19 protein-coding genes are annotated in these 24553 nt (G+C 67.7%); 6 read left to right on the top strand and 13 right to left on the bottom strand.

Annotation, left to right across the window (positions count from 1 at the left end; all coding sequences use genetic code 11):
* Positions 1-48: 48 nt before the first annotated feature.
* The gene (locus LNK82_RS14480; protein WP_230567491.1) at positions 49-384 is read right to left on the bottom strand and encodes a hypothetical protein; all 336 of its coding nucleotides are present in this window, start codon (positions 382-384) and stop codon (positions 49-51) included.
* 280 nt (positions 385-664) lie between these two features.
* The gene (locus tag LNK82_RS14475; RefSeq protein ID WP_230567490.1) at positions 665-1597 is read right to left on the bottom strand and encodes a helix-turn-helix domain-containing protein; all 933 of its coding nucleotides are present in this window, start codon (positions 1595-1597) and stop codon (positions 665-667) included.
* 354 nt (positions 1598-1951) lie between these two features.
* Between LNK82_RS14475 and LNK82_RS14470 the strand changes: the two genes are divergently transcribed.
* Entirely contained in the window at positions 1952-2470 is a 519-nt protein-coding gene (locus LNK82_RS14470; RefSeq protein ID WP_230567489.1) for a hypothetical protein, read from the top strand.
* Between the two features lie 394 nt (positions 2471-2864).
* Here the strand turns inward: LNK82_RS14470 and LNK82_RS14465 are convergent, their stop codons facing one another.
* The 6 genes from LNK82_RS14465 to LNK82_RS14440 all read right to left on the bottom strand — a co-directional run bounded on the left by LNK82_RS14465 (position 2865) and on the right by LNK82_RS14440 (position 9858).
* Positions 2865-3185 (bottom strand): alpha/beta hydrolase, encoded by a 321-nt coding sequence (locus LNK82_RS14465; protein WP_230567488.1) that lies wholly within the window; start codon positions 3183-3185, stop codon positions 2865-2867.
* Positions 3186-3202: 17 nt separating this feature from the next.
* Entirely contained in the window at positions 3203-3421 is a 219-nt protein-coding gene (locus LNK82_RS14460) for a hypothetical protein (RefSeq protein ID WP_230567487.1), read from the bottom strand.
* 99 nt (positions 3422-3520) lie between these two features.
* Positions 3521-3757 carry a hypothetical protein gene (locus LNK82_RS14455; protein ID WP_230567486.1) on the bottom strand — a complete coding sequence of 79 codons (237 nt, stop codon included), beginning with the start codon at positions 3755-3757 and terminating at the stop codon, positions 3521-3523.
* A 1009-nt stretch (positions 3758-4766) separates the two neighbouring features.
* Complete coding sequence (locus LNK82_RS14450; RefSeq protein ID WP_230567485.1) at positions 4767-6056, bottom strand: FG-GAP-like repeat-containing protein; 1290 nt, start codon at positions 6054-6056, stop codon at positions 4767-4769.
* Positions 6057-6262: 206 nt separating this feature from the next.
* Positions 6263-6739: a hypothetical protein gene (locus LNK82_RS14445; RefSeq protein ID WP_230567484.1), complete on the bottom strand. Its 477-nt coding sequence runs from the start codon at positions 6737-6739 to the stop codon at positions 6263-6265.
* Positions 6740-7065: 326 nt separating this feature from the next.
* The gene (locus LNK82_RS14440; RefSeq protein WP_230567483.1) at positions 7066-9858 is read right to left on the bottom strand and encodes a BTAD domain-containing putative transcriptional regulator; all 2793 of its coding nucleotides are present in this window, start codon (positions 9856-9858) and stop codon (positions 7066-7068) included.
* Positions 9859-10440: 582 nt separating this feature from the next.
* Between LNK82_RS14440 and LNK82_RS14435 the strand changes: the two genes are divergently transcribed.
* Positions 10441-10791 carry a hypothetical protein gene (locus tag LNK82_RS14435; protein ID WP_230567482.1) on the top strand — a complete coding sequence of 117 codons (351 nt, stop codon included), beginning with the start codon at positions 10441-10443 and terminating at the stop codon, positions 10789-10791.
* Here LNK82_RS14435 and LNK82_RS48280 read toward each other — a convergent pair.
* Entirely contained in the window at positions 10758-11213 is a 456-nt protein-coding gene (locus LNK82_RS48280) for a group II intron maturase-specific domain-containing protein (RefSeq protein WP_372470492.1), read from the bottom strand. The two genes, LNK82_RS14435 and LNK82_RS48280, sit on opposite strands and share 34 nt — an antisense overlap.
* 59 nt (positions 11214-11272) lie before the next feature.
* On the bottom strand, positions 11273-11644 hold the full coding sequence (locus tag LNK82_RS14430) for a hypothetical protein (RefSeq protein ID WP_230567481.1): 372 nt from the start codon (positions 11642-11644) through the stop codon (positions 11273-11275).
* Positions 11645-11660: 16 nt separating this feature from the next.
* On the opposite strand from LNK82_RS14430, the gene LNK82_RS14425 reads away from it, so the two are divergent.
* The 3 genes from LNK82_RS14425 to LNK82_RS14415 all read left to right on the top strand — a co-directional run bounded on the left by LNK82_RS14425 (position 11661) and on the right by LNK82_RS14415 (position 13563).
* Positions 11661-11894, top strand: a complete 234-nt coding sequence (locus LNK82_RS14425; RefSeq protein ID WP_230567480.1) for a hypothetical protein — start codon at positions 11661-11663, stop codon at positions 11892-11894.
* Between the two features lie 586 nt (positions 11895-12480).
* The gene (locus LNK82_RS14420) at positions 12481-12843 is read left to right on the top strand and encodes an integrase (protein ID WP_230567479.1); all 363 of its coding nucleotides are present in this window, start codon (positions 12481-12483) and stop codon (positions 12841-12843) included.
* Positions 12844-12879: 36 nt separating this feature from the next.
* Entirely contained in the window at positions 12880-13563 is a 684-nt protein-coding gene (locus LNK82_RS14415; protein ID WP_230567478.1) for an integrase core domain-containing protein, read from the top strand.
* A gap of 234 nt (positions 13564-13797) precedes the next feature.
* Here LNK82_RS14415 and LNK82_RS48275 read toward each other — a convergent pair whose 3' ends face one another.
* On the bottom strand, positions 13798-14745 hold the full coding sequence (locus LNK82_RS48275) for a cold-shock protein (RefSeq protein WP_372470489.1): 948 nt from the start codon (positions 14743-14745) through the stop codon (positions 13798-13800).
* 777 nt (positions 14746-15522) lie between these two features.
* Here LNK82_RS48275 and LNK82_RS14395 point away from each other — a divergent pair.
* Entirely contained in the window at positions 15523-18291 is a 2769-nt protein-coding gene (locus LNK82_RS14395) for a SpoIIE family protein phosphatase (RefSeq protein ID WP_230567477.1), read from the top strand.
* A gap of 1361 nt (positions 18292-19652) precedes the next feature.
* Here LNK82_RS14395 and LNK82_RS14390 read toward each other — a convergent pair.
* Entirely contained in the window at positions 19653-21386 is a 1734-nt protein-coding gene (locus LNK82_RS14390; RefSeq protein ID WP_230567476.1) for an AIPR family protein, read from the bottom strand.
* 24 nt (positions 21387-21410) lie between these two features.
* The gene (locus LNK82_RS14385; RefSeq protein WP_230567475.1) at positions 21411-24500 is read right to left on the bottom strand and encodes an ATP-binding protein; all 3090 of its coding nucleotides are present in this window, start codon (positions 24498-24500) and stop codon (positions 21411-21413) included.
* Between the last annotated feature and the right edge of the window lie 53 nt (positions 24501-24553).

Below are 24553 nucleotides of genomic sequence, written 5' to 3'. Positions count from 1 at the left end.
GCTCCCACCCCCTTGTGATGCTAGTGGATCGCGAGCGCGGAGTTCCGGCTATTCGAGGACGAACGCCACGCTCATCCGACTGGCGAGTCCGAGCTGATCCACGTGCACCTTGACCCTCACCCGACCCCTTGGCGCGCCGACGGTGAAGCGCATCACGTCGTTGGCATCATGGATGACGAACATGCCGGAGCTCGTGACGAGATCGCCGTCGAAATAGGCGACGCCGTCCACGAGACCCGCCTCAGACCTGAAGATCCCGATCTCGACCGGCCCGTCCACGGCCGGCTGCACCGAGAGGTAGACGGAATCCGGACCGGCGCTCACGTCCTCGACGGCCGGATCCCAGTCGTCGTGGTGGAACGCGCTCTCGGGGTCTTCGATCATGATTAGCCCGTGGTGCACGAAGAACGTCGCCCGCCCAATGAGCGACTCGTCAGGGCTCGATCGGAAAGTCATGGTTTCCCCGGTTGATCCGCGTCACGACTCCGCCCCGCGGCCGCCCGGGCTGCGCCTTGGTGCCGGGTGTCTTCGCATCACAGGTGTGGCACCCGTGCCGGTCGCCGGCCTCACTCGTCAGATCCTGCACGCCCCGCGCGTCCTTGTCACCACCCGGCAGCGCGACACCTTCCCTGGCGTTCCGCGACGACAAGCTACGAGAACAAGATCACGAGGTGCGGCCGGAGTACCAGTCGCGGTCCTCTTCCAGCAGACGTGCCGCGTGTTCGGTCCGCTGGTACAGCACGTAGCGCCCGTCCCTGACCTTGGTGACGAGGCGTGCGCGGTGCAGGGCGTTGAGGTGGTAGGAGACGGTGCCGGGGGTGTACCCCATCCGGGTGGCGAGTTCTGTTGTGGACCGGGCCGTCTCGAGGTCCGCCAGCAGGGCCGCCCGGGCGTTGCCGACCACCTGCGCGATGCTTCCCGACTCGCGGTCCCGACTGGCTCCGACCCGCTGGGCGGGGTAGTAGAGCACGAACTGCCCGGGAGTATCGACCTGGATGACGACGTCGGGCCGGCCGAGCACGCTGGGCGCGAGGACCAGATCCCGGCCGGTGACATCGATCTCGCCGTCCCACGACGTGACGAGCGTGACCGCGTCGCCGGCCCAATCCAGGTTGGGGTGCAGAGCTCCGAGCGTCCGACCGACGCCGTGGGTGGCGATGGTCCTCGCGCGGTGGGCGATGTCCTGGTCGATGATCGAGCGCAGTTCGGGCCAGCCGTCCGAGAGGGTGTCCCGCCAGAACCGGGCGAGACCGTTGGCGAGATGTCGCTGCATCCGCCCCGACTCGGCGATCCGCCGGGTCTCCGCCCGCAGCGGCCTGCTCCAGTGGGTCCGGGTGTAGGTGAAGACCTGGGTTTCGAGGTCCTCCTGCGCCGCCGCCTCGATCTGCGCGACCTGCTCGTCGAGCAGGTCACGGCCCTGCGCGTCCGTTCCCGGCTGCGGTGTGAGCAGGTCGGGCGCGTACGTGTCGCCGTTGCGCGGCAACAGGTCCGCGAGGAGTGCGACGTCCGGATGGGCGAGAGACGCGCGGGCGAGTGGTCCGGGATCCCCGAACACCGGGTGCCGTCCCGACGCGGCGGTGAGCTTCAGCCACGTCATGGACTCCGATGCCGGGGAGGGCGACAAGCGGGTCCTGGCCACGGTGTCGGCGTCTGCACGCAGCGTTAGCACCGCGCGACGGTAGCAGCCTCCGCGGTGGATTCGAGCTGGTTCGAATGCTTTCCAGTGCGTGGGGCTCTCGGGGTTGAGTGATCACATTCACCGAATCGCCACCGGATGAGGAATAACGGAGCGTCACGTGGCGGAACACCAGCAAGGGCGTCCCGGCCGCCGTAAGGGCTTACCGCAGCGCTCGCAGCACCCGTCGCGCCGATGGCGCAACCTCATGCCTGTGCGGGGCGGTCTTCGTGGCAGTCGGGTACAGCCGGAAGCTTGACGAGAGGGGACATGCTGATGAGGTTCACACGACGAACACTGCGGCAGGGGATGGCGGCCGCCTGGATCGCGCTCACCATGGCGGCTTCACTGATCACGTCGCCAGTGGCGGGCGCGGCCGGCGATGTCGAGCGGGCGTCCGCGTCGACCCAATCAGTTGGAGCCAGCGGGATCATCGCGGTGACCCCGGTGCCCGCCAACGGCAGGGTCAGCTGCTACGGCTACTACGGCACGTTCCTGGTCGGTTCGGACGTCATCGTCGTCGACTGGGTCACCTCCAACAACAACGAGTGCTTCGGCATCGCCACCGACCGCACGATCTGGCACGCCTGGCAGGGCTCGGGTGGCTGGAAGCGACTGCCCGGCAACGGTCACGCGGACGACACCTGGGGCATCGAAGAGGTCTTCAGCTCCGACCCCGCCGACACGCGACGGACGATCAAAGTCGTCATCTACGGGGCAGCTCGTCCCTACTGGTGCCAGACCTACACCCCTGCCACCGACTGGACGGGGATCTGGTACGCCTGCAACCCGTAGGCCTGACCGAACGAGTGGTACCACGAAGCCGTCGGCGAGTTGTTCGAAGCAGGTCAGTGCGGCTCCGCCCATCCTGACCACGCCGCGTTGGCCTGTGAGCTGTAACGACACCGGCACCGGCGCACGCCGTCCGCCCTTCTCGACACCCAACGCCGGCGGTCCGGCAACAAGGGCTCGGCCTGAACCGAAACCCAGGATCCTGAGCCACGCCGTTGCCGATGGTCTCGCTGGTTCGTCGAGGCACTCGTCGCCGCGTGCCGACCGACTGAGGGCAGCGCTGGTTCTCGAGGGGGGGAACCAGCGCTGCCGTCGGCGTGGCATCACGCCGGCCCGCTCGTTCACTACGAATCGTGGCGCCGCAGGAAGTCGAGCATCATCTCGCAGCCCAGGCTCGTCACCTCGTGACAGGCGCCGGGAACGATCCCGAGCTCCCCCGCGGCAACGCGTGGTAGAGCTCCGCCGCGTCGGTCAGCGAGCAGCTCGGGTCCCGGTCGCCGACGAGCATCAGCATCGGGGCGGTGATCCGGGGGTAGTCGGCGTAGGTGAACTCCATCGGCCCGGTCCAGAACTCGAAGATCCAGAACCGACAACCACCGCACTGCTCCTCGACCCAAGACTCCTGGTACTCCCCGTACTCCTGGTCGTCCCGCCCTCGGTTTCGGTCGCGGATCCACCGGTCGTGGATCGAGGCGAGTTCCACTTCACTGCGGGTCACGTGGTCGAATTCATCCATCACTTGGCCGGTGTGATGATGCGGAGGATCTCTTCGGGAGAGCTCACCCGTCGATCGACCTGGATCGCAAGCGTGCCGAAACCGCCGTCCACCTGCCTTCCCCTGTCCTGGGTCACCACCTTGGCGCCCAACGGCTCAGCCGACTGCATCAACTTGTCGGGGAAGCCGGCCTTATCGGCGATCAGCCGCCGGAGTGCGTCGGCAGCGCCTGCTCGCACACCCGAGGCGGCCGACGACTTCGGTTGGGGCGGCAGCTCGGAGTTCGAGAGGTACGGTCAGGTCGACGGCAAGCACCACTGCTACGACCCGGAAAGCGCCTAGAGGCGGAAGCGTGGCGCCGGGTCATCTCCGGCACCGCCCGCCCCACGGTCGAGATCCCCGACGACGCCGCCGCCGCGGACGACCGAGTCGACGCCGAATGGCGTGAACTGGCTCTGCGACACGGCGTGCTGGCCGACGACGACGCCTTCCTGATCAGCCCTCCAGGCCCTGGCGCGTTCACCGCACCGTGGACCGCCGTCCGGCTCACCGGCCACACCCACCTCGCCCGCCACCTCACCACCAACCCCAACGAGCCTGAATTCGTCACCGCCTCCGCCGACGGCATCGTGATCCTCGGCGTCACCACCGAGGAGTACGCCGTCTGGCTCGTCATCAAGGACCGTCCGCGACAGGCCGCCGACGGGATCACCAACCGGCTGGGCGTAGATGCGGCAAAGACTTGGGGCGATCCAGGGCGAGCCGGTCGGAGATCTCCGCTGCCGCCCGCTGGTACTTGCGGGCCATCCCGGGATCGTCGTCGACGAGTATCCGAGCGAGTTCGTGGTGTGCTTGGGCTTGTTCGTGCAGGTGGTTTCCCTGGACCGCGATGGCGGGTGTCGGGGCTGCCCACACGCAACCCCGACACTCGGTGGTCGGCAGCGGCTGGTCACCGCGGAAGGGGAACTACCGAACCTACAGGGCATTCCTGACGTTCACCCCGGACAACGCTGTACCTGCCGATAAGCTCATCCATGCAGGTCAGAATCGTGAACAGGACAAGAGGGCTCGGATAGCCCGTAGAGCGCTCGCGATCCACAGCCTCGTCGGCCGACGCGCCATGATGACCGGCCGTGCTACTCCGGCCGGCCTACCTGGGCATGACCAACGCCTTCGCGCTGCTCCGCCTGCGACCGGGCATTCCTCGCGGCCCTGCTGCACCGACTCCCGCCGCCACGCTTCGTCGACTCCGACTGCTGGTGCGCCCGGAGAGGACAGCTCCCGATCGCACCGGGCGCCCATGCCGATGTGGAGACGTTCGGCGAGCGAGCAGGAGCGCTTCCCGATCTCCCTCGGACGTGGCGGTGAGGGCTCAAGGCCGCGTCGAACCTCACACCCGAACGACGGTCGGCTGCCTCGCGCCCTGAACCGTCCCGTTGAATCCACCGGCGAACTCGTAGGCGCCCATGTCCGGCTCAAGGGACAATCCCGAACATGAGCAGGATCGACGTAGAACATGGTTCTGAAACCAATTGTGGACGGCACCTCGAAGGTCGTCGAGGTACCGTCCACAGTGGCCAGATGTCACATCACGTGCTTGAAGGTGCCCCAACCGTGACCGATCTCCCGCGGTGAAGAGAGGGCGAGGTTGTTGTTCGGGTAGTACAGGAGCTTGCCGTCCGCGGCCACTCCCAGCACATCGGTATGACCGTCGCCGCTGAAGTCACTGGCCATCACCTGGCTGAAGGTGCCCCAACCGTGACCGATCTCCCGCGGTGAAGAGAGCGCATAGTTGTTGTTGGGGTAGTACAGCAGGGTTCCGTCGGCGGTGACACCCAGGACGTCCGCGGCGCCGTCACCGCTGAAGTCTGCCGCCATGACGTGCTTGAAGGTGCCCCAGCCGTGACCGATCTCCCGCGGTGAAGAGAGGGCGTAGTCGTTGTTGGGGTAGTACAGCAGGGTTCCGTCGGCGGTGACACCCAGGACGTCCGCGGCGCCGTCACCGCTGAAGTCTGCCGCCATGACGTGCTTGAAGGTGCCCCAGCCGTGACCGATCTCCCGCGGTGAAGAGAGGGCGTAGTCGTTGTTGGGGTAGTACAGCAGGGTTCCGTCGGCGGTGACACCCAGGACGTCCGCGGCGCCGTCACCGCTGAAGTCTGCCGCCATGACGTGCTTGAAGGTGCCCCAGCCGTGACCGATCTCCCGCGGTGAAGAGAGAGCGAGGTTGTTGTTCGGGTAGTACAGGAGCTTGCCGTCCGCAGTCACTCCCAGCACATCGGAGTGGCCGTCACCGCTGAAGTCGGACACTCGCTCCAGGTCGATCTCCTCCACGATGTTGCGGTACCGCAGGGCGCGGTAGTGGGAGGTCGGGTGCCCGGACAGCGTGGACTGGCTGAACGACGCGCCGGTCACCTTGTCCAGCGGCGTGGAGCCGAAGCTGTAGTACCAGAAGCGGGTCTTGGCGCTGTTCTCCCAGCCGCCGAAGAGGATCGCGTGGTAGGGGTAGCGGCCGCCGTCGTCGTTGACGCGGTCGTTGAGCAGGTCACCGGGCCGCAGTTCGGACCGGGCGATCGATACAGTCAGGCCCGGGTCGTCGAGGCCGTCGGTGTTCGGGTCGGAGCCGAGGTGCCAGGCCATGCCGACGTAGCCGGAGCAGTCGCGCCGGTACTGGCGGGTGCGACCCACGTCCCACGTCTTGGAGACCTGGCTGTAGGTCATGTCGGAGTTGTTGCGGCGGTTGTACCAGTCGGTCGCGCGGGCCAGCACCTCGGTGCGGGTGATCGGCCCGCCGATCGACGAGGCGGTCGTGACCGGGACGGCGTCCACGGCCTGTGCGCCCGCCACCCCTGGAGCGAGTGGAAGGGCGAGCGCCATGGCTGCTCCTGCGCCCACCAATGTTCTGCGAACCATCTTCCTCATGCGTGTTCCCCCTGAAGATTCTCGGGATTCGAGCCCGGTCGACAACGGATCACCAAACTGATTAATTCCTTCGACGACGAACCGGAAATCACCACTCGGCCGGTCGCGTCCATGCGGGTGAATGGATGGTTCCAGTACCCGCAGCTCGTTGTACAGGCTGTTCAGGGCCGGTTGTACTGCTCACAGACGACGTATTTATCGTCGTCGTCGGCGATGCAGATGACGACGTAGCGAGGACCACCGACGATGTCCACGGGCAGGTTCCACGTGTCGCTGGAAACGTCGTCGCAGTGCAGGCTGGTACTCCTGCGGGCACGTTCGTTTCCGTTGGCGTCGTGAGCGAAGGCGTAGAGTCGGCGGCAGTAGCCGGCCTTGAAGGAGTAGTCGACGTCGACGGACCGCTGGTGCCAGCGGATGGTGCCGACCCCGTAAGTCGCGCCGTAGCGCACGTCGAACTGACTGGACGGGTCGGCTGCGATGGCTACCGGTGCCGCGGTGGCTACCGGTGCCGCGATGACAGCCGGTGCCCCGGTGAGGGCCACCGCGGCCGCGGCTACGGCCGCAGCGGCCTTGACGCGGCGAGGCACGCCCGTGGTTCCCGTCCGGACGATCCACCGGATTCCTGCGATGAATTCCACGATGATTCTCTCTCGTCGACACGCGGCCGAGCCAACGCCCTGTAGGGCCCTGCCCGGCATCGCATGTTCCGGTGATCGGTAATGCCGGAGATGGCACCCGGCTTCCCCTCGGCGCCGGGTGCCGTCCATCGGTGTGGTGCGAAGAGGTTGTCCGGCCCGGGGTCTCCGGCCGTCGGACAGGGATCCCGGGGCGGTGGCCCACCGGTGAAAGGGGCAGACGATGAGATGCCGGTTGAGCATCAGTCTGTTTCCTTTCGACAGGGGTCGGTCTCCCCGCACCGGTCACCACTGTCGCCGAGTGCTGTCATCGTTCCGTCCTCGCGCCGTCATCTCCCGCCGTTCGCGCGTGCCTGACCTGGGCATACGCGATCAGGTTCGGCGAGGCGCTCCTGGAGGCGGGCGTGCCGGAACTGGTAGACCGCCCCGACCTGGCGCAGCACGCCGCGATGGTGGGCGTCGTCCAGGAACGTGACCAGATTCCACGGGACGCGGCCCCAGGCGGCCAGCCAGACGATGGTCGGACCGAGGGCGCCCCAGGCGCGGGCCAAGCACACGCTGAGGCCCACCGAGAGGCCGAACAGCCCTCCCGCCACGCACGCTTGAACAACGCTTTGAGTGGGCTGGAAGACCTGGCCACCGATGATCACGCCCGCCACCGCGTAGGCGATGCCGCCCGGATTGGGGACGAGGAACCTGCCCAGCAGGCCGGCGGCCACTCCGCCGGCCACGCCGAGGACGACGTCGAAGCGGCCGTCCAAGATCTCGGTCGTGGGATCGTCCGGGGTGAGCATGAGCGCCAAGGTGTAGAACAGGCCCAGCGACACCGCGAACGACGCGGTCAACGCGAGCGTCGCCGTGCGGTCGTCGCGCAGCACCGTCGCCGGGCTGGAGACCCGGTTCGCGTCCAGCGGGGTGTCGAGCCAGACGTGCACTCCCACGGCCAGGCCGAACACCACCGCGAGCAGGCCGGACACCCATGCCGGGAGGGACCAGCCGAATCCGAGGCAGACGCCGGTCACCGCACCGATGGCGAACCGGCGGGCGAATCCGAACGCGGTGCCCGCGAACCGGGCCTCCACGCGCAGCGGGCCAGGTCGGCGCATCGCCCTGTGGGTGACGAAGCCCGCGGCCCCGAACGAGACGCCGTAGACGGCCCCGATCGCGGGCCCGGCGGCCAGCCAACCGGTGAGCGCGAACAGCACCGCGGGCAGCAACCCCAAATACAGACCGACGACGTGGCTCGGCACCGCGCGGTCGAGTCGCCACCAGGCCAGGTCGTAGGTGTCCTGGCGTTCCAGGTGACGGGCGAGGAAGGCAAGCCACTGCCGTGCCCGCACGGGGTCGTAGTCGCGCAACCGGGTCGGGCGGTCGGGTGGCGCCGGGTTGGGGGCGTAGACGGCGGGGAGGTACGCGTCGAGAAGGTGTCGTTCGACCGACGCCCGGTCGGGGAACCTGGTGGTGTCGCAGAGTTCGTCGGGATGGCCGGCCGGGTTCTTGTACGCGGTTCGGGCCAGGTCGACCATCAGCGGGGTGCGCAACGCCTGTGCGAGCGCCCCGCCGGGCTCTTTCCTCAGCCAGTGGACCACCGCCTGCCAGCGGGTTTCGCCGGGGCGCCGACGCGCGGTGAGGAAGTCGATGGCGTCCTCGACCTGGACCGGGTCGATTTCGATGACGGCGGCGCGGACCAGCAACGCCCCTTCCTGCCGCACCGCCGCCTCGTACTCGGCGCTGCGGCAGGTCACGACGATCGGACGCCCGCCCGCGACGGCCCGGTCGATGGCGTCGATGGCGGCCGTGCGCAGGCCCGGCGGGGTCTCGTCCAAGCCGTCGAGCACCGGGATGACCCGGCCCTCGAGCACCAGCCGCAGCGCGGCGTCCTTGCCGTAGGTGCCGGTGTTCGCCAGCCCTGGGTACTCCTCGACCAGCCGGCGGGCCAGCCAGGCGTGGAGGTGTTCGGTGTGCGGGTTCCACGAGGCAAGGGGCAGCAGCACCGGCACCGGCTCGCCCGGCAGTGGGTCGGCGAGCAGCGCGAGGGTGAACAGGATCGCGAGTACCGATTTGCCGGCGCCGGGCTCGCCGAGTACCACGAGCTGGCGGGCCGGGATCCGTCGGAACTTCGTGACGATGTCGGTGAGGTCCCCGCTGAGCACCAACCGCTCGGGGTACTCACCGGGTCGAGTGCCCAGTACCGACGAGGCCGCGGCGGCCACCTCGCGCTCGGTGCTCGACCACGTCAGCGGCACCGGGCTCGGGCGGTCCAGCGATCGCAGCTCGACTTCGGCCGTCCACTGCCTGCCGATCGCCGCGGCCAGTTCCCGCGCCGCCCGATCGAGCTCATCCGGCTCATCCGGCTCGTCCGGGGCATCGGGCGGGCGCTTTGAACGGATCTCGCCGCGCAGGATGCGCTCGTGCAGCTCGCGAACCTCGATGCTCGGGTCGAGCCCCAGCTCCTCGACCAGGGTCGTCCGCAACCCGTCGAACACCCGCAGCGCGTCGGCTTGCCGCCCGGCGCGGTCCAGGGCGAGCATCAACTGGGCGTGCAACCGTTCCCGCAGCGAGTGCTCGGCGACAGCTTCGGCCAGCTCGTCAATGACCTCGCGGTGCTGGCCCAGCGCGAGCTGCCAGTCAACGCAGCACTCGAACGCGTCAAGCCGCTGCTCGTCCAGCCGGGCGGCGCGCCCGGACAACGCGATCCCGCCCAGCCCGTCGAGCGCGGGCCCGCGCCACAGCTTCAGCACCGACCGGATCTCACGCACACCCTCGCGCAGCGCGCCCTGCTCGGCCAACCGCCGCGCGTTGCCCACAGCCTTGGTGAAGCGCAGCAGGTCGAGCTCGTCCTCGTCAACGGCGATGCGGTAGCCGGGACCATCGGTCACGATGATCCGCTGTCCGGTGTCGCCGAGCCGATCCCGCAGCCTCGAGACGCAGTTCTGGATCTGCTTCGCGGCGGTCGCCGGCGGCTCGGTGTCCCAGGTGGCCTCGATCAGCCTGCCGATCGGGACCACGGCGTTCGGCGTCAGCAGCAGCGTCGCCAGGACCCGTTGGTGACTGCTGCCCCGCAGTGCGAGCTTGCCCTGATCTGTCCAAACCTCCAGCGGTCCCAGCACACGGAATTCCATCCGGCCTCCCCCCGAAAGACCATACCGAGGTTATCGCCACCGCGGGGCCGATACTGCCGGTCTGCTGAGCTGCTGAGCTGCTGATCGGACTGTGGCATGGTGACGGATGCCTGCTGGACGAGCGAAGGCCGGCGATTGAGGCGGCGGTGGAGACGAAGGCAGGAACACCGGCTTGGACAACCGGAGAACCCTGCCGTGGATGAATGGAATACGCCCGTCCTGGACTGACTCCCACTGCGCTGAACAAATACTCAGGGCGCCCGCACGATGCTCCTCGAACGGATAGTCGAATGAGCCTTGGCCCAACGTAGGCCGCCCAGTCGTGTGATTGCCGATGACCGACCTGTGGTGAGATCGTGATGCCGCTCGCGCTGTCGTGCCAGCGGAACTGGGCCGCGACCCCGGCCGCATGGCCACCTCCCGGAGCAGCTCGCATCACGTCTGCGGACGGGTGAGTCGGTGACGAAGCCGGTCTTGGGTCTGGCTCGGGCGTTGCGCCGGCGGATGTAGCCGGCGATCGCGGCATTGTGCTCGGTGTGGTTGCGGTGGCCGGTTCCGTTGAGGGCGAAGTAGCGCAGGGCGGTGAACTCGGCCTCGATCCTGATCGACCAGCTGGAGCAGGTCGGCAGGAACACCAACTCGACGTCGTTGGCGGCGGCCCGACCCAGGACATCGGGATGGCGGCGCGGCGAGAAGTTGTCGGCCATGATGTGGCGCTTCTGTCCTGGCCACCTGGGCGCGCAGGATCTTGAGGAGTTCGAGGAACTCGCCGTGTCGTTTGCGGCGCCGGATGCAGTAGTGGATCTTCCCGGCGGTCAGGTCGAGCGCGGTGAGCATGTGCATGACGCCGTGCCGGCGGTTGTCGGTGGCCTTGATCGCAGCGATGAGCCGGTCGGCCGTCATGCCTTGCCCTTGCTCGGGGCTGGAGGTTGAGCAGCCCGTGGGGTCGGTCTGGGACGCGGTGCCGGTCTTTCAACCGGTCCGTTTCCCCAGACCGCCGCCCCGAACCGGACGTGCCCGTCTCCGGGCATCCGGCTCTCCACAAGCCCGTCGAGGTTTCCTGAGTTGTTGACCTTGCTCGGCCATGGTGACGGGATCGTCGCACCCCGATAGCGGTAGCGAGTCGTGGTCACCGCTCCGGGATTGAACATCCTTGCCGTGCCGATGGCGGGCCACCAACCGTCCGGACAGTAACGCCGTCGGAGTTCCTTCCATGTGGTCCGGCGATGCTTGCGCCGCAGCCAGCCCATCACCCTGCGCCAGGTGTAGGCGCGCAGGTAGTTGAAGGCTCTGCTGGACACCCCGGGCCGGAAGTAGGCGGTCCAACCCCGCAGCACCGGGTTGAGCTGGTGCAGCCATGGCGTTGCCAGCGCTGCAACCGGGTCGCCACAAGGAATCGAGACCCGCCAAGTGGTTACTCCCCGCCCCAGAGCATGAACGGCACCTCGCGAGCCCGCTGTGCATGTCCGCTGTCGCCGGACGTCTCCGCGATTCGGTCCAGAACCAGGCGGAACTCCGCCCGGTCGACATCGCTCAATGCGTCCAACTCATGACGGATCCCCTCGATGCCGCGCATGGCCACATCCGGGTCGATCTCGTCGTCGTCGGCATGTTCGAGGAACATCAGGGCCTCGACGATCGCCCGAACGAGCGGCGTGTTGTCCATACCGGGATTGAACCCTGTGCCTGCCGACAAACTCATCCATACAGGTAGGGAGCGTATGAAGCTCAAGGCCTCGAAGCGCTCACGGACACCGCTTCCGTCCGCCTTGGCATCGACCAGCACGGCATGATGACCGGCTGTGCTACTCCGACTGGCCTACCTCGGCGTGACCAACACCTTCGCCTTACTACGCCTGCTGCCCATGAGCGACCGGGACAAAGTCACGGAGATCCTGGCGCTGCGGCACCAGATCACCTTCCTGCAACGCCAACTCGGAGACGCCCTTACACGGTTCTCCCCCGCCGACCGGGCGTTCCTCGCGGCACTACTGCACCGCCAGACCTCGTGCCAGGCACCATCGGTCGCGGCTTGACCGCGGCTCGACTCAGCCGACGACCGCTTTACTCCGGTCAGCGACCAGTCAAGGGATCGATACGCCGTCCCTCGCGCCGAACGACACCGCGTTCGGCCAGGTGAGCGACCCAAATGGGATCCGAGACGATACGAAACGAAGAGTCAAGGTGTCGCTGAGCGACGTGCTCGACCTTGAAGGACGAACCAAGATCACAAAAGAGGGCCTTCGCAGTGTCTGACCTGCGAAGACCCTCTTGGCCGTCGGGACGACAGGATTTGAACCTGCGACCCCTTGACCCCCAGGACTGACCCGATCATGACCTGACCTGCGGAAACGAGGTTGACACCGGTCGCGACAGGTCAGTTGAGCGCAGTTCGACACAGGCAGAACCTGTTGCAGCACAACGAACTCTCCTCCCCCACTCCTCCTCGCCCACTCCCTTGACATGAAATCAAGTGAGCAGCGTCCTCCCAGACAGCTGCCGTAGCCATGAGGATCCGGTTAATCAGTAGGGACGCAGCTTGCAGCGGTTGAAGCCTGTGCCGCTCGAGAAGTCATCGTCGCTGGTAGAGCGAGGCTGTCACGGTGTTGGGACTATGTCAGGGTGATCGTGTCCCTGCTGTACAAGGTGACCCGGAAGCTGTTGTCCGTCCCGGCGGTGCTTCTCCGCAGTGAGACGGCCAAGGATGCCGAACTGCTCGTGCTGCGGCACGAGAACGCGGTCCTTCGCCGGCAACTGACGGGTCCGGTCCGCTACGAGCCCACGGACCGGTTCTGGTTCGCCGCCCTCGCCGGGCTGGTGGATCGTCGACGGTGGCGGGAGGTCTTCCCGGTCATGCCGGGCACCCTGCTCGCCTGGCACCGCAGACTCGTGGCCCGCAAGTGGGACTACAGCGCGCGGCGACGCATCGGGCGCCCACCGACCCGGACGGCGATCAAGACGCTCGTACTGCGGCTCGCCAGGTAGAATCCACGATGGGGACACCACCGGATCCATGGCGAGTTGGCCCGCCTCGGCCACCACATCGCCCACTCGACGGTCTGGCGGATCCTGCACGACGCCGGCATCGACCCGGCACCACGCCGCAGTGGCCCGACCTGGCGGCAGTTCCTCACCGCCCAGGCCCAGGGCATCATCGCGGCGGACTTCCTCCACCTCGACACCATGCTCGGCACACGCCTCTACGCACTGGCGTTCCTCGAACACGGCACCCGACGCCTGCACATCACCGGCGTCACCGCCAACCCGACCCAGGCATGGACCACACAGCAGGCCAGGAACCTCGCCACCGACCTCGGACACCGGACGGAGTCCCTGCGCTTCCTGCTCCGGGACCGCGACGGCAAGTACAGCCAGACGTTCGACACCGTCTTCCAGGCCGACGACCTGCACGTGATCAAGAGCGCACCGCAGGCGCCCCGGATGAACGCCCACTGCGAACGAGTCATCGGCACCCTCCGACGCGAACTCCTCGACCACATCCTGATCCTGGGTGAGACCCATGCACGCCAAGTCCTCAAGATCTACGAAGACCACTACAACCGACACCGCCCCCACCAGGCTCGAGACCAGCTACCACCCGAGGCTGACCAGAACCCTCCCGCGGTACACGACCTGGACACCCACAGACTGCTCCGCACCCGCGTCCTCGGCGGGCTCATCAACGAGTACAGACATGCCGCTTGACCAGCAGCGATGACTTCTCGAGCGGCACAACATCGGTGGCTCTGTGTCGTTGGGTGGGGTGACTGGTGAGCTTCTGAGCGCGGAGCAGGTCCTCGGGTCGGCACGGGGTCCCCGTCACCACGAGGGAGATCGATCTCCTGGAGGAGGCTGCAGCCGCGTTGCTGACGGCACCATCGACGGGGATGAACGAGCACTCTCGTCGGGAAGTGATCAGCCATCGGTGGGGCCGCCTCTTCAGAGGCGTTCGATGCGGTCGGCCTGCGGGCCCCGGTCGCTCTGACGCACCGCGTACCGGACCCGGTCACCCTTCTGCAGCGGCTCCGACCCCATGATCACGGACACGTGGGCGAAGAGATCGTCGCCGCCTGCGTCCGGGGTGATGAAGCCGAAGCCGCGGTCGCCGTCGTAGCGCGCGACGACGCCCTCGCCGCCTCGTACGGGCACGTCCCGCGCGGCCGGCCCTGCGGCCGCGGCAGGTGCCGACCGCTGCGGCGCCGTCTGGGGCTCGGCGCTCCGGACCAGGTGCACGTCGCGGGCCTGCGGGCCCTTGTCTCCACTAGCCACCTCGTAGGCGATGCGGTCGCCCTCCGCGAGCCACGTCAGCCCCTCGGCCAGGGCCTGGGCGTGAACGAAGATGTCCCCGGCGCCGGAGTCGGGGTTGATGAAGCCGAAGCCCTTGTCCTCGTCGTACCAGGCCACCGTGCCGTCGGCACCGTCCGAGATACCAGCCGCAGCGGGTGAGCCGGCCCCTGCTCCCAGCGGGATCACGTGCCCGGCCTGCGGGCCGCGCTCGCCTTCGACGATCAGGAATGCCACCCGCTGCCCCTCGGTGACCACGCCGCCGGTCACGATGGCGGAGCTGTGCACGAAGATGTCGGCGCCGCCGCCGTCCGGCGACGCGAAGCCGTACCCCTTGCCCGGCTCGTACCAGTTGACGGTGCCGAGCAGGCCCACGGCGCTGCCGGTGGCCGCATCGGCGGTGACGCGAACGCGCAGCGCCTGGGGCCCGCGGTCGTTCTCGCCGACCTCGAACACGACGGCCTGACCCTCGCGGAGCACTTTCGCGCCGCCGTCCTCGACGACCTCGGAGGCGTGCACGAACACGTCCGGCGAGCCGTCCTCGGGCGCGAGGAAGCCGAAACCACGTTCGGCGTCGAACCAACGGACGGTCCCTTGCGGCATCAAAGACTCCAGGTCGAGAGGGCGGGCACTGGCCCCCAGTCTCTCTGACGGACTTCCGGTCCGTCGGGCCGGGCCCATGGGCGGGCGGTGCGGAGCCAGGGGCGGGCCGTTGGTTCACCTAGCGACACGCCGAGTTTTGAGACCAGGTCTACGCACGGCCAGTCGCTTGGGAGCACCACTGTGGGAGCAGATTGGGAGCCGGAGGACGCGTCTAACCGCATTCAACGACTCCAAACCACGGTCAACTGCACCCACGCAGCCTGCTGAAGGCTTGTTTCCGCAGGTCAGAGCAGATGGCGATGTACGTTGACACAGTAGGAGTCCCCGGAGACGCCTCCAACTGCACCCAACGACACGAAACCGCAGGTAACAGGACCGAACCGCACCTGCGACAAACCTCGAACGCAAGCGACCACATACGGAAGTAGCGACGCCAAGTGTGGTCACCTCACGGCGAACCGCCGTCGGACCCTTCCGATCATGATCGTCGCCGGTTGCAAGAGAGCGACAGTGCCCGAGGCCCGCTCGGGCCGGGAAACAGGGCGAGGCCCATCACCACTCTCGGCTCCGCGCCCTGAGGACTTCGCTGAGCCGTGCGGAGTCGAGGTCGACCGGACCGGGGTGACCACCCGCGACGGCGGTCCCGCGCCGCGGTCGCGGCGGGTCGGCATGATCGGCTGCCGCGTGGGTACTCTTCCGCTCGGTCGTTCGCGTGGTCGCACCGGTTCCGGTCTGGGCCGCCGGCGTCCGGTTCGAGCGACGGGATGGTTGACGCACGTGGATTCGGCATCCGAGGCTGTGCCTTATGAGGCCACCGACCTGCGCGCACTGGTGGACGGGCTTGCCGTGGTGCTCTGGCAGGCCGACGCGCGGACCCGCCGCTGCACGTTCGTGTCCGCCCACGCCGAGCGGCTGCTGGGCCACCCGGTGGGCCGCTGGCTGGACGAGGCGGACTTCCTCGGCTCGCTGATCCATCCCGACGACCGTGCCGAGGCCACCGCGCGACGGTGGCGCGACGAGCCGGGCCTGGACGTGTTCGAGGTGGAGTACCGCGTGGTCACCGCCCAGGGTGACGTGCTGCGGTTGAAGGAGAAGCTGCACGTCGTGCGGGACGCCGACGGCACCGCGAGAACCGTGCGCGGGGCGTTGAACGACGTCACCGCGCGCCACGCGGAACACGAGCGGCAGCGGTTCCTCGCCGTTCTCGACAGCGAGCTGCAGCGCCTGGACGACGCTGAGCAGCTGATGGCGCTGGCCACCCGCATGCTGGGCGAGCACCTGCGAGTCGACCGGTGCGCCTATGCGCGCGCCGAGGCCGACGAAAACCACTTCGTGATGAGCGGCGACTACGCCACCGGGCTGCCACCGCTGCCAGGCCGGTTCGCCATGGCCGAGTTCGGCGAGGGCGCGTTGCGGGCCATGCGCGCGGGCGAGCCGTGGGTGGTGGTGGACAGCGAGGACGACCTCCGGCTCGGTCCGGATGACCTGTCCGCCTACCGGCTCACCGGCATCCGCGCGGTGATCTGTCTGCCGCTGCTGCGCGGTGGGCGGTTCGTCGCCGCCATGGCGGTGCACCAGGCGACCGCCCGGCGCTGGACGCCCGAGGAGGTCGAGGTGGTGTCGGTGGTGGTCAACCGGTGCTGGGAGTCGCTGCAACGCGCGCACGCCGACAGGGCGCTGCGCGACAGCGAGCAACGCCACCGGCTGCTGGTGGAGCGGGCCACCGAGGCCATCTGGGTGCTGGACCACGACCTGCGGTTCGTCGAGGTCAACCAGGCCGCCTGCGCGCTGCTCGGGCACGACCGCGACCACCTGGTCGGTCGTCCGGTCGGCGACGTGGTCGTGCCCGACGCACTGGACCGGCTGACCCGCCTCACCGCTGACCTGTCCGCCGCCCGGGTGGTCACCGAGGTGTGGGGCCTGCGCCGGGCCGACGGCAGCGAGGTCGAGGTCGAGCTGAGCATCCAGGCCACGCCGACCGGCGTGCAGGCCATCGGGCGGGACGTCACCGAGCGACAACGCGCCGAGGCCGAACGCGAGCGGCTCCTGCAGCGCGAGCACGAGATCGCCGAGGCGTTGCAGCGCAGCCTGCTGCCGCGCGAACTGCCCGCGCTGGACAGGCTGGCGACTTCCGCCCGCTACCTGCCCGGCTCGGGCTATTCCCGGATCGGCGGCGACTGGTACGAGGTGCTGCCGCTGGAGGGCACCACGGTCGCCTTCGCCGTGGGCGACGTCGTCGGCAAGGGCCCGAGCGCCGCCGCGGTGATGGGGCAGCTCCGCAGCGCCTTGGCGGGCTACCTGCTCGACGGCCACTCCCCCGCCGCCGCGCTGGAACGGCTCGACGCCTTCACCGCCCGGGTCAACGGCGCGGTGGGCAGCACCTGCGCCTGCCTCACGTTCGACTGGAGCACCGGCGAGCTGTGCTGGGCCGTCGCCGGGCACCCTCCCCCGCTGGTGCTCGACGCGTCCGGCCGGCCCAGCCTGCTGCCGGGCGACGCCGGAGCGGTGCTGGGCACACCGGGCCGCGCGCCGTACCTCGACCGGACCACCGACCTGCCACCGGGCGCCTCCGTGGTGCTCTACACCGACGGGCTGGTCGAGCACCGGAACACGGTGCTCGACCAGGGCCTGCAACGGCTGCTCGACACCGTCCGCGACGCGCACGACCTGCCGCCCCAGGCACTCAGCGACGCCATCACCTCCTCGCTGCTGGCCGACGGTCAGGACGACGACGTGGCGCTGGTCGTCGCCCGTCACCTGCCCCCGCCGCTGCGCGACACCGTGCCCGCGCGTCCCGCCGAGCTGTCGGTGATGCGCCGTAACGTCACGGCATGGGCGGCCACCGCCGGCCTGTCCGCGGACCTGCTGGACGACCTGCAACTGGCCCTGGGCGAGGCGGCGGCGAACGCCGTGGACCACGCGTACCCGCACGACGCGCCCGGCGACTTCACCTACGACGTCGCCACCACCGCCGCCGGTGTGCGCGTCACGGTCCGCGACTACGGCCGCTGGCGACCCGAACCCGAGGACAAGGGCTACCGCGGCCGCGGCCTGCAGATCATCCGCGCGATCGGGGACGGAGCGGTGTTCGACCACACCGGGGACGGCACCACCGTCAGGTTCGACCTCACCGCCAAGCCCTCGCGCGCACGGAATTCCGCAGTGCCGGTGGCGGAACCGAGCCGCGGGCACGCGGGCGTCACCGAGTCCGCTGACGACACCCCGGTCCAGGTCTTCCGGCTTACCGGCGCTGTGGACGTCACGACGGTGGACTACCTGCGCACGGTCCTGACCGCCCGGATCGATTCGGCTGACCGACGACCAATCGAAATCGACCTGGCCCGAGTCGGCTACCTCAGCAGTTCGGGCATCGCGCTGCTGCTTGAAGCAGCCGCGGCCGCGGCCCGTGCCCGCCGGACCTTGACTGTGCACGCCGTCGAGGGAACTCCTCCCGCGCGGGTGCTGTCGCTGTCCGGCCTGCACGGCCTCACCACCGACGCCCTGGCCGTCCGGATCCGGGCCTCCGAGCAGGCGCAAGCCGGTTAGCCCCGGCGCATGTGCCGAGGCAGGGCGCCGAGGCGGTCGGCCCACTCGGCAGCCTGCCGCTCGACCGACTCGGAGCCGACAAGCCGGGACCAAGCCCTCGATCGGGAGCCGCCTCCTCCACCGAGTACTCAACGATCCACTCGATGACCACGCGGCGGGCGGGAGCAGCCCGTGATGTCGTAGATGATCAGCGGGATTCGCCTTCGATCACCGCCGAACTGCCGGACAATCCAGCGCCCGGTTGCTTGCACCTCTGACATTGCCGCTCAACCACACCGCTACACCATGACGACCGCTCTGCGGCACGAACAGTCACCGACACTCCACGTAGGACCAGCCGCCTGGGAGCAGCGCGGTGGGAGCAGATTGGGAGCCGTTGGCTGCGTCCAACCGCAGCCAACTGCTCCCAACCACGGTCAACTGCACCCACACAGCCTGCTGAAGGCTTGTTTCCGCAGGTCAGAGCAGATATCGATGTACGTTGACACGGTAGGGGTCATCGGAGACGTCTCCAACTGCGCTTAACGGCACGAACCTGCAGGTAACAGCACTCAACCGAATCTGCGACAACCTTCGAACACAAGTGACCACATACGGAGCCCGCAGGACCGAGTGTGGTCACCTACCAATGAACAGCCGACGAACCAGCTCGGCCCTCGCCGCCTTCAACCGCGAGCAAGTGATCAAGACCGAGCCTTTGGTCGACCACGTAACTAATCGGGACCGCCCACGACGCCGCGCCTCTGCGGTTCACTGGCTCGTCAGCGTGACCTGCTCCTGCCCAGACGACCGCTGCGCCAGGAACACCTGCTCCAACCCGCCGAGTACCTGCGCAGCGCCTGGTGCCGTGTACACGATCCGTGAGGACACCAGCCAGGACCTTCCGGACAATGCCGCCGCACGCGTCGACCACGGCCAGGAAGAACACCCGAACGGAGGACACGATTCGCTTTAGCCAACGCGACCCCATTTGGCCCTGCGCAAACCGATCCTCCCAAAATCCTCCCAAACGGTCAGTTACCGGCCAGTACGGACCACTGTGGACAGTCGCCTCAAGATCGAATCGAACGCACGAAAAAGCCCGCTGACCTGGGCTTTCATCCAGATCGAGCGGGCTTCTTCAGACCGTCGGGACGACAGGATTTGAACCTGCGACCCCTTGACCCCCAGTCGCAGAACGACTGAGCGGCGTGCTTGGTCCTGTTCTTCCAGGTCGATGACCAGTGTAACTGGCCGAGTAAAGGAGTCTCCGATTGAGCCACCCGAGCTACTACTGCAGTAAGTTGCGCTTGCCCGCAAGCTGATCATGCTCATGCTGACGATCATCACGTCAGCCACTGTCCAGGCCTGCGCAAGGGCGGTCAGGGGGACGTCCGGCTGAGGATTTCGCTGCTGACGCGTTTGGTGAAGCGTTGGGTTCTCGCCAGTTCCCGCGCGGCTACGCCTTCGGATTGCTCGGCGTCTATAGCGCGTTGTAACGGCGTCAGCAGGTTCAAGACCATGCCTTCCGCAGCCGCCTTGTCCCACATGACGTCGAGGATCCGCTTGCACTCGCGCTCGGCCGTGCGGGACGTGTGCTGGATCGGGGCCTGACCCAACACGCGAAGCTTGATCGCGCTCAGGATATGGAAGCGGTAGGGCGCATAGGTCTTCGGGATCCGTCCGTTGCGCAGCAACCAGTCCAAACGGTAGTAGGCGGTGGCCGCAGTGTAATAGACGACCGGTTGGTGGCCTTCGGCGAACAGATTCCCACTGTCGGACGAGATCAACGATCGGTACTGGCCACGACGGGTCGGTTCGCCCAGGAACATGGCCGTGTAGGAGCGGATCAACTGTGCGCGAGTGATGATGCGGGTCTTTTCGACCCTGTGGTGCGCGTACTGCTTGGTCCTGCGCTCGTAGAAGAGCCTGCGCTCCGGATCCCGACTGTGGGCGAAGTAGTCCTCCAGGAGCCGGTGGAAGCTCTCGCGGATCGTAAGGTCTTCTTCGCTGATGGTGGTTTGACGGTTAGTGGCGCCGACGATGCCGTTGATGACGTCCTCGTCGTGCGAGTGCACGATCCGCACGCTCACCTGCACGTTGTCGGTCAACTCGTCCCGGTGCTCGAACAGCACATGACACGTCTGGCATCCGTTCACGATCTCGAAGTCATCCAGGTAGACGTCGTCACCCACGACGTGCAAACCACGTGTGACAATCGTGATACCGTTGTTCAGCACAGCGAATCTCTCACGTCGCGACGAATCACGCAAAGTGTTCGCTATCTCACGATTTACCGGATTCTCGCCACCGAGGTAATCACGGACATTGCCGTGGAACAACGGTTTACGCAGCCTGCCCGACTCATCAGCCAGGATCCGCACCACCAGGTCCCGTGCCGACAGCAAACCGAGTAACGCCTGCTCGACGTCCGGCACCTTCGGCAGCGACATCTTGCGCGGCATCGGGAACTGGACCGCCACCTTCGTTGTCGCCCGTCGGTACAACTGCCGCAGATCGTCGCGGGTCACGCAGCGGAACTCGACCCGTTCGAACCTGCCCAGGCCACGCAGACGCTCACTGGCCGACGCCGCCTTGCTCGCCACCATGTCGGCGACACGATCGCCGGTCGTAACGTAGTGCACGTGAAGTTCCGGCAGCGCACCCGACAGTTTCGCGATATTGCCGTACACCGCCTCCAGACATTCCCGGAAGTTGATGATGTCCTCGGAAGCGGCGTAGGGCAGGCTGCCGGTACCGGTGATGTGGCTGAGGTTGTCGGCCAGGTCGGAGATCACCCGAGCCTCGAACCCCGCTGTGGTCTTCGCCTGGATCACGACGATCTGCACGTCCACCCGTCGAGATCGCTGGATGTGAGCACGGACGTCGGTGGCGTCCTGGAACAGGATGCCGTCGACAAGCACGGCGAGCGCGTCGATGCCGAGGTCGTTGCCACCGCCCGTGCGGAACTCGTCCGGGTTGAAGTCCTCTTCGTAGTACGAGTTCAACACGCAGTACGCGGCGAACGCCTCGAATACCTCGCTCTCGGTCAGCTCGGCGAGGGCATAGTTTTTCTGGAACTCGTCAACCAGTCCGGTAATGATCCGGTCCATCATCGCGGTGGCCTTTCCTCGCTGAGCTCAGTCGGTGCGTGCCCGGACCAGGACTTCCTCCGGGGTGAGCGCACTCGGCGGGTGGTGGCTCAGGCACATGGGCGACCTGACTTTCTCGAACGGCCTGCCTTCGGCGACCGCGTAGAACTCGCCCGCGCTCAGCCGCGAGATGTCCAGCACGGTGCTGGACTTGGCGGCCGCCATCTCCTTGGCCGCCGCCACCTGCGCCGGGCTGTTGATGAACCCGAAGTACTGCGTCGCGGCATTGCCGACTATCTGGTTGTGGATGCCTTTCGGGGCCTGGGTGGCGAACACCAGCCCCAGACCGTACTTCCGCGCCTGTGACGCCAATGCGAGCGTGCTCGTGGTGCAGGCGGTCATCACACCGGACGGGGCAAGAGTTTGCGCCTCGTCCATGACGAACAAGCCACCGAGCGGACGGTCGCCAGCCGGGTTCGCCTTGATCCAGGCGAACATCGCCATCTGGAGCTGGTTGACGAAGCTGCGGCGCTGGTCGTCGTTCGGTAACCCGATCATGCTGATGATCGAGATCCGCGCGCGTTTGCCTGGTGCTGGGGTGAGCAGCACGCTCGGGTCGAGCGGCACGCCCGAACCGCCGAAGAGGGGGTCGTTGATCATCGCGGCGAGGAGCGTCTGCGCCACGTCACTGGCGATCGCGGTGGCGTTCGCGAGCCGGGTGACCTCCTCCGGGAGGTCGGAGAGGTACTCCAGGAACGACTTCAGGCCCGCGCCCCCGGCCCGCGAGAAGGATGTCAACGCCTCACGCAGCACGGCCTTGGTGCGCTCCGCCTTGGCCGTCGAACCGTCGGCGCGGGCCCGCGGTGCGAGCGCCGCGACGGCGATGTCCAACGCGAGGGCGAACTCGTCCGGGTCACCGAGGACGTCCGCGAAGTCCGGCAGCGGCTGGAAACTGATGGGACGGCCTGACTCCCGGCGTGGCGTCCAGACCACGACGTCGGTGTTCGCGAGGTAGTCGGCCGCCTTTTCGTGGTCGTCCGCCTTCCACCCGGCGGGAGGCTGAGGCCAGGCGTCGCCGAGACGAGCCAGGTCGTTGTTGGGGTCGAGCACTATCGCCGACACACCTTGCAGGGCACACTCCTCGATGATGCGACGGATCAGCACCGTCTTGCCCGAACCGGAGCCGGCGAAGATCACGGTGTGCTTGCGCAGGGACTCCAACGACACGTACACGGGCTCTCCGGTCTCCAGCCGGTCACCGAGGGAGATTGAGGCCGGGGGAGCGGGTGGGTGCTGTCTCGACATGTCGGGGTCATCGGTCGGCCACAACTGTTCGATCGCGTCGATCGGATCCGGTGCGGGTGGGTCCGGCGGAGGTGGTGTGTCGATCTCGGGTGGCCCGAACACCAGGCGGAACAACGCCGTGCTGCTCGCCGGCTTTCGCAAGTGCAGCCACTCGTGCAACTCCGGCTCAGGTCGGTCGAGCATGAGTTCCAGCGCCGCGAACGTCCGCAGGTCGTCCATGTCGACCTTCTCCACCAGGACACCACCCGCGGCACGGAACTCGGCGAGCTTTTCCTTGGTCTTCGGCGTGTTCATCGGCCACGTGCCGGTGCGCAAGAGGTAGGCGCGACGTCTGTCGATGTTCGGGTCGACCTCGGATATCACGCGCAGTCGTTCGATCCGGTTCTGGGCCGCGAGGGCGTGATCGGTCGCGATGCCGCGGAAAGACCAGTGGATCGCGTCCTCGGTGTTGTCGAGGACGAGCTTCAACCGGGAGTGCAGAGCCGGGTTGCGACCACCCCACACGTCGTCGACCTTGTAGTCCCGACCCTGCTCGCCCAACTCGTGGCGGTACGCGGTCAACGCCGCACCGAGCAGGGCGGTCATCCGCTTGTCCTCGGTGTCCTTATGGACCGCGGGGCTCGGGTCCACCTCGTTCAGCAGCTTGGCGAACGACTCGTCCAACCGCAGGAGCTGTTCGTCGCTGAGCGAGGAGAGCTCAGAGGCGGGGATCCCGCTCCGGCGGACGGTCACCACCTGGTCGAGCGCGGTCAGCTCGACAACCTCATCCTTGTCCAAACAGGACTTGATGTGCTCGTCGATGCGTTTGAACAGCTCGCGCGGCGTGTACTGGGTCGCACCCGCGAACGCTTCCGGGCGAACGGGCCAGGTCGGGTACGGCGGCGTGAACGCGCAGTCCTTGAAGCGCGGCGCGAACCGTGCAGTGACCAAGGCCTGCCCCGTGTGCGCGGTGGACACGGTCCGAAGCCGCAGCTCGTCGCGGAACCGGTCAGCTGCGGCACGGTGCGAGAACCTGCGGATCGCCTCCCAGACGGGGAACTGGCACGCGACGACGAGCAACGAACGCCGAGCCGCTTCCCGCAACTCCATGAGTCCCGTGCCGATCTGGTCGAACAGCTCACTGCGCGGCAACTCGAACGGCGACTCCCGACTGGAGCCGGTGGCGATACCCGCTTGGGCGACCAGGGTGTCGATCTGGTCGATCGCAAGCAGGGTCGCCCCGGTCATGCCGAGCAGCCCGGAGATCTCGCGGACCATCTCGTGCGGGTGTTTCGGGTCGGGGTGGATGCCCCACGCGGCGCGCTCACCGGGCACGGACTCGCTACCCGACGTCAGATAAGCCTCGCCGATCTCCTGCACCGTCGGGTCGATGGCCGCGAGCAGGATCAGTGCCCGCGCCGTGTGCCGGGACTGCCGGCCTTCCGTCGGGTTGACGTCACGCAGTGCGACGACAACCTGGTCGAGGGCTTCTTTGGTCACCGGCTCGTGGCCGATCACTTGGCGACGCACGTCGTCGGGCAGTGACAGCACGTCCGACAGACGGTGCAGGAACGAGGTCAGCTGCGAGATGCCGTTGGTGTCGGGTTGGTACAGGCCGTTGCGGAACGAGTGCACGATGTTCTGCCAGAAGTTGTTCCCGTGCACCAGGCTGACCAGGAAGAAGTAGCCACCGCGGCTTTGGACTTCGACGCGCACGGCACCCAGCAGGTGGGTCTTGCCCGCGCCTTGCTGACCGGTCACCGCGATGCCGAGCGGGTTCGTCGTCGGGTCGACGTCGGCGTCGGCGAACGCGCCGAGCACGGTGTTCAGCACGTCGGCGTTCAGCTCCGCCACGTGTGCGGGCGGCGGCGCCCACACGGCTGCGGGAGTTGGCGCCCAATCGAACC

Source organism: Saccharothrix luteola (genome assembly GCF_020859565.1).
GTDB lineage: Bacteria > Actinomycetota > Actinomycetes > Mycobacteriales > Pseudonocardiaceae > Actinosynnema > Actinosynnema luteola.
Note: the sequence above shows the minus strand (reverse complement) of the source record. Positions and strands in the feature narration are given on the sequence as shown.